Here is a 9956-nt window from a genome sequence, read left to right as displayed (position 1 = left end):
ACCAGCTTTTTGAACCGGGGCGCCTTCACGATTCACTCCTATGGACGACGATAGGGGTTGGACCGCCGGGCAGCTCAACAGTTCAACGCTCATCCATATTTAACGTGTACATCGCCTCGAATTTTGCTGGTGGCGCCTGCATCCTCTCGACCCGACCTGGGCGCCGTGGCATGCGGCGGCCGGCCCTGCCATGGAAGCGCAACCGCGGCCAGTCGCGCTTCCCGGACGAGGGCCATGCGATCCAGGTGGCGCCTGCGGGCAGGGGGTCGCACTGCTCGGCCTTGCACTGGTGGCTGACGAGCTGGCGGCGGGGCGCCTGGCCCAGCCCTTCGGGCCTGAAATCGCGGGGCGCGCTATTACCTGGTGACGGGCGCGGGCCGCGCGCACGAAACGCATGTGCAGGCCGCAACCGGCTGGCTGCGCGAGGGACTGCGGCCGCACGATGGATGAGCATGCGTCGCGGATGAGCCGGGTTCATCCCGCGCGACCAGGTCCTGCGAGCCTCGCTGATCGTGCGCTTGGGTCGATCGGCATGTCGGTGTCGACGCGGCCCTGTAGCGGGCATGGCGGGGGGCGCACCAACGGCGCGCGGCTGGCGCGCTCGCGCGGGTAGACTGTGACTAACTTTGCAACTTATCGATAACTTACTCACGGGATTTCCCATGCGCCTGCTCATCGCCCTCATCTTCCCCTGGCTGACCTTCTTTACCATCGGCCGTCCCATCGCCGGCATCATCTGCCTGATCCTGCAGATCACCCTGATCGGCTGGCTGCCCGCCGCGATCTGGGCCGTGTACGCCCTGAGCCAGTACAAGACCGACCAGAAGATCGATCGGGCGCGCCAGCAACGCGAATTCTGAGGCCCGCCAGTCGTTGCCTGAATAGTACGTTCGTGCATTTTCTGCGGTATAGTGGTCGGCTCAGCCAGTACGACCATCAAGGAGAACAAGAGACATGAGCGCCGACTACCAGGTCCACGGCAGCATTGCCGTCATCACCCTGAACAACCCGCCGGTCAACGGCCTGGGTCTCGCGACCCGCACGGCGGCCGTGCAGGGCGTGCAGGACGCCGGGCGCGATCCGGCGGTAAAGGCGATCGTGCTCATCGGCGCCGGCAAGGCGTTCTCGGGCGGCGCCGACATTCGCGAATTCAATTCGCCGAAGGCGCTCACCGAGCCGACCTTGCATACGCTGATCCGCGTCGTCGAGGATGCGTCCAAGCCCGTGGTGGCGGCGATCCACGGTGTCGCCATGGGCGGCGGCCTGGAGCTGGCGCTGGGCTGCCACTACCGCGTGGCATTGCCGGGCGCCCAGATCGCCTTGCCCGAGGTGAAACTGGGGCTGATCCCCGGCGCCGGGGGCACCCAGCGCCTGCCGCGCCTGCTGGGCCTCGAGAAGGCGCTGGGCATGGTCCTGGGCGGCAATCCGATCGCGTCCGAAAAACTCGCGGGCACGCCGTTGTTCGACGAGGTGTTCGCGGCGGGTACCCAACTGCTGCCGGCCGCGATCGGCTTTGCCGACCGGATCGCCGATGCGCGTCCGCTGCCGAAGGTGCGCGACCGCGCCGTCGCCCACCCCGACGCCGCCGGTTTCCTGGCCGGTGCGCGGGCCCAGGTCGACGCCGCGGCCGGCCCGTTCCCGGCGCCGCGCGCCTGCGTCGACGCCGTGGCCGCCTCGGTCACGGCCGACTCGTTCGAGGACGGCCTGCGCTTCGAGCGCGAGCGCTTCATCCACCTGACCACGACAAGCGAATCGGCAGCGCTGCGCCATGCCTTCTTTGCCGAGCGCGCCGCCGGCAAGGTGCCGGACGTGCCGGCCGATACCCCACTACGCACCATCGGCTCGGCGGCCGTGGTCGGCGCCGGCACCATGGGCAGGGGCATCGCCATGAACTTCGCCAACGCCGGCATCCCGGTGACGATCCTCGAAACCAGGCAGGATGCCCTCGACGACGGCTTGGGGTCGATCCGCAAGATGTACGAGAGCAGTGTCAACAAGGGCAAGCTGACGGCCGAGCAGTTGGAGCAGCGCCTGGCGCTGGTCAAGGGCACGCTGTCCTATGACGCCATCGGCCAGGCCGATATCGTGGTCGAGGCGGTGTTCGAGGACTTCGGCGTCAAGGAGCTGGTGTTCCGCGAGCTGGACCAGGTGATGAAGCCGGGCGCGATCCTGGCCACCAATACCTCGACGCTCGACGTGAACCGGATCGCCGCCTTCACGGGCCGTCCGCAGGACGTGGTCGGCCTGCATTTCTTCAGCCCGGCCCACGTGATGAAACTGCTGGAAATCGTGCGCGGCGCGCAGACCGGCACGGACGTGCTGGCGACGGCGCTGGCGCTGTCGAAAAAGCTCAGGAAGACCGGCGTGGTGTCGGGCGTGTGCGATGGCTTCATCGGCAACCGCATGCTGGAACAATACCTTCGCCAGGCGTATTTCCTGCTGGAGGAAGGCGCGCTGCCGGAGCAGGTCGACCGTGCGATCGAAGCCTTCGGTTTCGCCATGGGGCCGTTCCGTATGAGCGACCTGGCCGGCAATGACATCGGCTGGCACATTCGCAAGCGGCGCGCCGTCGAGTCGCCGGGCTTCACCTATTCGGCGCTGCCCGACCTGCTGTGCGAGCAGGGCCGCTTCGGCCAGAAGGCCGGGGCCGGCTGGTATGACTACCAGGCGGGCGAGCGCAGGGCGATTGCCAGCGTCACGGTAAACGACATGATCGTGCGCCATTCGGCCGATATCGGCGTGCAGCGGCGCGTGGTGCCGGACGAAGAGATCGTCGAGCGCCTGGTGTATGCGCTGGTCAACGAAGGGGCAAGGATCCTGGAGGAAGGCATCGCGCTGCGCGCTTCCGACATCGACATGGTCTACCTGAGCGGCTACGGTTTCCCGCTGCACCGCGGTGGGCCGATGTTCCACGCCGATAGCGTGGGCTTGCCGAAGGTGAGGGCGGCGATCGAAGGGTACGCACACGGGCGCCAGGGCGAGGCCTGGCAGCCGGCGCCGCTTCTGGCCCGGCTGGCGGCGCAGGGGCAGCGCTTCAACGGTTGAGACAGATCGATAACGATGGTCGACGTCGCTTACCTGCAGGGGGCAGCATGATGAAACCGATCGGCAGGCTGTGCCTGGCCGTGCTCGGCTGTGCATTACCGCACCTGGCGCAGGCGACACCGCCGCCGCCAAAATACGTGGAGCTCACACCTGCCGTCGCAAGGGAATTGGGCTTCGAATACCAGGTATGGCGCAAGGATGGCTACTCGTATATCGAATTGTCGGGGCCGGCGCGCATCGGCGACAGGCTCCATGCGCACTCGACGGACGTGATCACGCGTGATCTGAAAGGTGAGGTCAGACAAAGCACGCGGTCCGGAACCCGGCTCGCCTACCCTTCGGTCGCCAACCGCTTCGATCATCGGCAGGTCGATATGTCGGTCAGCATCACTTATTGCGAGATTCCGGTCCAGGCCTGTGCCGGCTACTGGGTCGAGTCCGCGTCGGCATTCGTTCGCAAGCATGCCGGGGCCGATCGGCCCCTGCCTGAGCCCGGGATCTCGCGTCCGTGATCCTACCTGGCTTCATCCGATAAAACATGCCGCTGGTCTCCCGGCGGCATGTTTATCGAGGACTTTCCGAGTTCAATCGTTCGCGTAGATATTGTTGTCCTTGGTCTCGCGCACGAACAGCGCGCCGATCACGAAGGTGATGAGCGCGATGATGATCGGATACCACAGGCCATAATAAATATTTCCTTTGAATGCCACGAGCGCAAACGCGGTTGTCGGCAACAGGCCGCCGAACCAGCCGTTACCGATGTGATACGGGAGCGACATCGAGGTATAGCGGATCCGGGTCGGGAACATCTCGACCAGCATCGCCGCGATCGGGCCGTAGACCATCGTCACGTACAGCACCAGGATGAACAGCAACAGCACCAGCATCGGCTTGTTGATTTGCGCCGGATCGGCTTTATCGGGATAGCCGGCCGCCTTCAGCGCGCCGTTCACCTGCGACTTGAGCGCGGTTTCGCTGGCCAGCGACTCCTTATCGAAGTTGAGGTTATCCGGTGTCATGACGGCGTTGAACGAGCGGTACTCGGTCTCGCCGATCTTGATGGTGGCGATCGTACCGACCGGCGCATCCACACGGTTGTAGCTGACCGATGCGGCGGTCAGCATGCGCGTGGCAATATCGCACGACGAAGGGAATTTCTTGGTGCCGGTGGCGTCGATCTGGAAGCTGCAGGTGTCCGGATCGGCCACGACGACGACCGGCGAGGTCTGAATCGCCGCCTCGAGCGCCGGGTTGCCGTAGTGGGTGATGGCCTTGAAGATCGGGAAGTAGGTGGCGGCGGCGATTACGCAGCCGCCGAGGATGATCCACTTGCGGCCGATCTTGTCCGACAGCGCGCCGAACACGATGAAGAACGGGGTGGCAAGCAGCAGGCCGCTGGCGATCAGGATGTTGGCGGTTGGCTCGGCGATCTTGAGCGTCTTGGTCAGGAAGAACAGGGCGTAGAACTGGCCGGTGTACCACACGACGGCCTGGCCCATCGTCAGACCGATCAGGGCCAGCAGCGCGACCTTGGCGTTCTTCGGTTTCAGGAAGGCCTCGGACAGCGGCGCCTTCGAGGTCTTGCCCTCGGCCTTCATCTTGGCGAAGGCCGGCGATTCGTTCATGGACAGGCGGATCCAGACCGAAATGCCGAGCAGGATCACCGAGATCAGGAACGGGATACGCCAGCCCCAGGCCTGGAACTCTTCTTCGCCGGTCAGCGTGCGGGTGCCGAGGATGACCAGGATCGACAGGAACAGGCCGATCGTGGCCGTGGTCTGGATGAAGGAGGTGAACAGTCCGCGCTTGCCGTGCGGCGCGTGCTCGGCCACGTAGGTAGCGGCGCCGCCGTATTCGCCGCCCAACGCCAGGCCCTGCAGGATGCGCAGTGTCACCAGGATGATCGGCGCCGCGATGCCGATCTGGGCATAGCTTGGCAGGATCCCGACCAGGAAGGTCGAGGCGCCCATCAACAGGATCGTGATCAGGAAGGTGTACTTACGGCCGATCATGTCGCCCAGGCGGCCGAACACCAGCGCGCCGAACGGGCGCACGATGAAGCCGGCGGCAAAGGCGAGCAGGGCGAAGATGAACGTGGTATTCGGATCGCCGATGAAGAACTGCTTGGCGATGATGGATGCGAGCGAACCGTAGAGATAGAAGTCGTACCATTCGAAAACGGTGCCGAGGGAAGAGGCGGCGATGACCTTGCGCTCTTCCTTGGTGAGTCCGGCGGAGGTCGGTGCAGCTTGTCCTCCGACAGTATTGCCGGGTGTGATAGCCATGGGTGTCTCCGTATTTAATTTTCTGTAACCGGAAATGCTGATTGTTGGTCAGCTAACTTTACTGTGCGCCTCGAACCTTACGCGAATCTTGCATCTGCCTTACACGTGGCTTGCGTGCAAGCTTCGTCCTGCCCCTCTGCTTGTAAGACGATGGCTCACGCATAGGGAAGAATCGTCTTATCCTGGACCAGGATAAACGTGATATTTCTTCGTGCGGTCGCTATGCTATGCTCGCTCGGCCTGCCGCCCGGCCGGAGCTGGCAGGCGACTCACCCAATATGGACAGGACAGGAAACAGAATGATCAAGCACATCGTGATGTGGAAATTAAAGGAGCAGGCCGAGGGAGCCGACCGCGCCACCAATGCGCGCGAAATGAAGCGCCGGCTGGACGAGTGCGCACGCATCGTGCCAGGCATGTCGACCTTCGAAGTGACCCTCGCCCAGCCCGACCTGGAAGCGACCTACGACGTGGTGCTGTATTCGGAATTTGCCGATCGCGCCGCCCTCGAGGCTTACATCAAGCATCCTGCCCACCAGGCCGTGGTCCCCTTCATCGGCGCCATCCGCGAAGCGCGCCAGTGCATGGACTACGAGGTCTGAGCGCAGTGTCGCCATGCCAGGACAAGAACGAGGAGACGATATGCGCACCACCCAGGAACTGTTTTCGCTGAAGGGCAAGACCGCTATCGTGACCGGCGGCTCGCGCGGGCTCGGCCTGCAGATGGCGCAGGCGCTTGGCGAGCAGGGCGCACGCCTCGTGATTGCGTCGCGCAAGCAGGACGAGCTCGACGTCGCCGTGGGCCAGTTGCACAGCCTGGGCATCGAGGCCGGCGCTTTCGCCGGCGACTTGTCCGACCCAGGTCAGGCCCGGCGCCTGGTCGAGGAGGCGATCGCCCGGCTCGGCCATGTCGACATCCTGATCAACAACGCCGGCGCCACCTGGGGCGCGCCGGCCGAGGACTACCCGCTCGAGGCCTGGGACAAGGTAATGAACCTGAACGTGCGCGCGATCTTCCTGGTGTCCCAGGCGGTCGGCAAGCTGTCCATGATCCCGCGCGGGTACGGGCGCATCATCAATATTTCGTCGATCGCCGGCCTGGCCGGCAATCCACCCGATGCAATGCAGACGCTGGCGTACAACACGTCCAAGGGCGCGGTGGTAAATTTCACCCGTGCGCTTGCCGGCGAATGGGGCCGGTACGGCATCACGGTCAACTCGATCGCGCCGGGCTTCTTTCCGTCGAAAATGACCAAGGGCGTGCTGGCCACCTACGGTGCCGACGGGCTTGCGGCCCAGGCGCCCTTGCGGCGCCTGGGCGACGACGAGGACTTGAAGGGTGCGGTGGTGCTGTTCGCCTCCGATGCCGGCAAGCACATCACGGGACAGATACTGGCGGTCGACGGCGGCGTCACGGCCGTATAAAGCGAAGAGCAAGGGGGCGGCGGATGGACGAGTTTCACGGAAAGGTCGCGGTCGTCACGGGCGCCGCCAGCGGCCTGGGGCGCGAGTTCGCCAACCTGGCGGGGAGCCTGGGCATGAAGCTGGTGCTGGCCGACGTCCAGCCCAAGGCGCTCGAGAAGGCGGCCGACGAGCTGGGCGAGCGCAGCGAGGTGCTGGCGATGGTGTGCGACGTGCGCAAGGGTTCGCACGTGCAGGAGCTGGCCGACTCGGCGATGGCGCGCTTCGGCGCGGTGCACCTGGTGTTCAACAATGCCGGCGTCGGCGCCGGCGGCCTGGTGTGGGAGAACTCCGAAGAAGACTGGGAATGGGTGCTGGGCGTGAACCTGTGGGGCGCGATCCATGGCGTGCGCGTGTTTACGCGCGTGATGCTCGAGTGCGCGGCGCAGGATCCGGGGTATCGCGGCTGGATCGTCAACACGGCGTCGATGGCCGGGCTGCTCAATTCGCCGGCGCTGGGCGTCTACAACGTCTCGAAGCATGCGGTGGTGGCGCTCACCGAAACCTTGTACCACGACCTCAAGCTGGTCGATGCGCCGATCGGCGCCTCGGTGCTGTGCCCGTATTTCATCCCGACCGCGATCGCGCATTCGCACCGGCACCGGCCGGACGAACTGCGCACCGACGAGATCATGACGGCGAGCCAGATCGCGGCGCAGGCCTTGACCGAGAAGGCGGTCGGTTCCGGCAAGGTATCGGCGGCGGATGTGGCGCGCCTGACTTTCGATGCGATCCGCGAAGAGCGGTTTTACGTGTTCTCGCACCCGCAGGCGCTGGGGGCGGTGGCCGAGCGGATGGATGCGCTGGTGCATGCGCGGCAGCCGGCCGATCCATATGCGGCGACGCCGCATTTGAAGGAGATCCTGAAGAACGGCATGAAGGGACGGCGCTGACGCCTTTCGGGCGCTTGCCACGGGGTGGGCGCGAACCCAGGGTCGGTCGCGTTACGGCGTCATCCCGTCGCATGGCAACGGCGACACCATGTCAAGCGGCCGCCACGCCCCCCGGCTGCAGCACCCGCTCATGCAACTCCGGCGCCGCATCGCGATACAGCTTGACCACGGTGGACGTGCGCGTGCCATACCCCGGCGACTCGATGCACACCGGCGACAGCATGCGCTCCACCTCGATCGGCATGCCGGTCTCGGGCAGCCTGACGTCCGGCGCGCGCGTGGTATCGGCCAGCATCTCGAAATACGCGTCCTCTGGGGCTCCCTGGCACAGCAGGCTCGCGAACTGGGCCTTGGTGCGCAGCACCTTGGGCCAGGGCGTATCGAGCAGGCCGTTCGAGATGCCGTAGATCCGGCCCCGCTCCAGCGGCTTGCCGTTGCGCGGATCTTCCTGGCCGCGGTTCGAGTACCAGTACAGGTGCTCACCGTCGCCCAGCACCAGGTTGTAGCCGTTGTACGGGTCGGGCCGCGCCGCCAGTTCGGCCACATAGGCCGCAGCATCGAGCTCGCCGCGCAGGTAGTCGGCCACCAGCGCGCCGCGCGATGGCGCATCGACCCGGCGTTCGCCCGGCGCGCGGATATTGGTCAGGGCCGCGAAGCGCGGGCCGGTGGGGCTGGTGAGCGATACGCCCATCCAGCTGCCGCCGCCCTGCAGGTCACGGCCCGCGATCACGTGCGGGGCCTGCGGCCAGGGGCCGGCCGGGGTGGCGGGGCGGTCATAGAATTCGTCGCGGTTGGCGCAGGCGATGACGGGCACGCCGGGAACGACATGCCAGGCGAAGACGATCAGGCACATGGCGGCAAGTCCGTAAAGATTTCAAGGCGGCGCGGGCCGGCGAGGTAGCCGTCGATGCCGGCATCGACGACCACCTGCGCCAGCACCGCTTCGAAGCCGTCCGTCACGCCCGGATAGACTTCCATCCAGGTCTGCAGGCCGTCCTTGTCTTGGGGCCGGCGCTTGAGCCGGACCTCGACGCCGGCATCCTGGGCCAGCCGGCGCTGCATGGCATGCACCAGCGGCGCCAGCGTGGCGGCGTCGTCAAGGCGCACCTTGTAGTAGACGTAGAAGTCGACCATCGCTAGTCGTCGAGCGCGTCGAGGCTGTAGGGCATGGGCAGGAAGCGCACCGGCGCGCCGGCGCTCGAGCCGAGCGCGACCTGCTCGCCCAGCGACGCCAGCTTGATCTCGACCAGCGCATCAAAGCCCCCGCGGCCGTTCGGCGCGGCGTTGACCACCATGCCGCACGGCTGATCCGGGTCGGCGGCCGAGAATACCTCGTCGCCGGCGCGGGCGGCCGCATTGTCGATGCTGGCCAGCGCCGTGCGGCGCTTGATCTTGCCGAGGTATTTGGTGCGCGCGACGATTTCCTGGCCCGGATAGCAGCCTTTCTTGAAATTGACGCCGCCCAGCAGCTCGAGGTTGACCATCTGCGGCACGAACTGTTCTTGGGTCCCGAGATCGACCTGCGGCTCGGCGGCGTGGATCGTGGCCAGGCGCCAGGCCTGGTTGCCGCCAACGGCGAGCTCGCCCCCGAGCGCGTCGAAGGCGGCGATGGCCGCTTCGCTCGATGCGATCCACAGGTAGCGCGGCGCGCCGAAGGCGTCGTTCAGGCGCAGCACGGTGCCGAAGTCGCCGCTGGTCTTGCCCATCGGCGCACCCGGCAGCGCAGGGACGAAGCGGGCGAGCGCCGCCTGGGCCTTGGCGCCGCCGAAACCGAGGACGGCCGCGAACGGCGCCTCGTCGGTGGCGTCGCGCAGCTTGGCTTTGCTGCGCAGCACAAACATCGACAGGCGTTTCTGCAGTGGCGGCTGGATCGCGCGCGGCAGCTGCAAATACACGGCGTCAGGGTCGCGCCACATCAGGAAGCTGGCTTGCAGGCGGCCTTTCGGCGTGCAGAAACCGGCGAAGCGGGCCTCGGTCTGTTGCAGGTGCTCGACGTCGTTGGTGAGCTGCGCATGCAGGAATTTGGCGGCGTCTTCGCCGGCCACGGCGATCAGGCCCTGGTCGGTGACGGTAGCCATGAAACCGGCGGCGAGCGCCTCGGTATCGAGCTGCGTGCCGAAGTGGTCGACCTGCGTGGCGTCGTCGAGATGGAAGCGGGCGCCGTGCGTGGCGAGATGATCAGTCCAGTTACTCATGAAAATCCGAAATATTTTGGCAATTAGGCTTTATCATTACGGCCTCATTATAGAGTTGTCGGGGAAATCGCGCCGAG

The 9956-nt window shown here is 65.9% G+C and carries 10 protein-coding genes; 6 read left to right on the top strand and 4 right to left on the bottom strand.

Going from position 1 to position 9956, the window contains the following annotated elements; all coding sequences use genetic code 11:
• The first annotated feature begins 662 nt into the window (after positions 1–662).
• From AC56KW_RS25685 to AC56KW_RS25675, 3 genes are all read left to right on the top strand, one after another.
• Positions 663–860, top strand: coding sequence for a YqaE/Pmp3 family membrane protein (locus AC56KW_RS25685; protein ID WP_497173465.1), 198 nt, complete (start codon positions 663–665; stop codon positions 858–860).
• Between the two features lie 94 nt (positions 861–954).
• On the top strand, positions 955–3045 hold the full coding sequence (locus tag AC56KW_RS25680) for a 3-hydroxyacyl-CoA dehydrogenase NAD-binding domain-containing protein (protein WP_497173464.1): 2091 nt from the start codon (positions 955–957) through the stop codon (positions 3043–3045).
• 47 nt (positions 3046–3092) lie between these two features.
• Positions 3093–3557 (top strand): hypothetical protein, encoded by a 465-nt coding sequence (locus tag AC56KW_RS25675; RefSeq protein WP_497173463.1) that lies wholly within the window; start codon positions 3093–3095, stop codon positions 3555–3557.
• Positions 3558–3629: 72 nt separating this feature from the next.
• Here the strand turns inward: AC56KW_RS25675 and AC56KW_RS25670 are convergent, their stop codons facing one another.
• Positions 3630–5330 (bottom strand): MFS transporter, encoded by a 1701-nt coding sequence (locus AC56KW_RS25670; protein WP_497173462.1) that lies wholly within the window; start codon positions 5328–5330, stop codon positions 3630–3632.
• Between the two features lie 299 nt (positions 5331–5629).
• Here AC56KW_RS25670 and AC56KW_RS25665 point away from each other — a divergent pair, with 299 nt between their 5' ends.
• The 3 genes from AC56KW_RS25665 to AC56KW_RS25655 are packed head-to-tail and all read left to right on the top strand — an operon-like array spanning position 5630 to position 7684.
• Positions 5630–5932: a Dabb family protein gene (locus AC56KW_RS25665; protein WP_497173461.1), complete on the top strand. Its 303-nt coding sequence runs from the start codon at positions 5630–5632 to the stop codon at positions 5930–5932.
• Between the two features lie 40 nt (positions 5933–5972).
• Positions 5973–6755: an SDR family oxidoreductase gene (locus AC56KW_RS25660; RefSeq protein WP_497173460.1), complete on the top strand. Its 783-nt coding sequence runs from the start codon at positions 5973–5975 to the stop codon at positions 6753–6755.
• Between the two features lie 23 nt (positions 6756–6778).
• Positions 6779–7684 (top strand): SDR family oxidoreductase, encoded by a 906-nt coding sequence (locus tag AC56KW_RS25655; protein WP_497173459.1) that lies wholly within the window; start codon positions 6779–6781, stop codon positions 7682–7684.
• 91 nt (positions 7685–7775) lie between these two features.
• On the opposite strand, the gene AC56KW_RS25650 is transcribed toward AC56KW_RS25655, so the two are convergent.
• Genes AC56KW_RS25650 through ygfZ form a run of 3 tightly spaced genes read right to left on the bottom strand, consistent with a single transcriptional unit; the run spans position 7776 to position 9879 of the window.
• Positions 7776–8537 carry an NRDE family protein gene (locus AC56KW_RS25650; protein WP_497173458.1) on the bottom strand — a complete coding sequence of 254 codons (762 nt, stop codon included), beginning with the start codon at positions 8535–8537 and terminating at the stop codon, positions 7776–7778.
• The gene (locus AC56KW_RS25645) at positions 8528–8818 is read right to left on the bottom strand and encodes a DUF4936 family protein (protein ID WP_497173457.1); all 291 of its coding nucleotides are present in this window, start codon (positions 8816–8818) and stop codon (positions 8528–8530) included. The genes AC56KW_RS25650 and AC56KW_RS25645 overlap by 10 nt, the downstream gene beginning before the upstream one ends.
• Before the next feature lie 2 nt (positions 8819–8820).
• Positions 8821–9879: a CAF17-like 4Fe-4S cluster assembly/insertion protein YgfZ gene (gene ygfZ / locus AC56KW_RS25640; protein ID WP_497173456.1), complete on the bottom strand. Its 1059-nt coding sequence runs from the start codon at positions 9877–9879 to the stop codon at positions 8821–8823.
• Between the last annotated feature and the right edge of the window lie 77 nt (positions 9880–9956).

The organism is Telluria sp. RT2P19, from assembly GCF_059685725.1.
The sequence above is the reverse complement of the archived record's forward strand: the minus strand, read 5'-3'. Positions and strand labels throughout refer to the sequence as shown.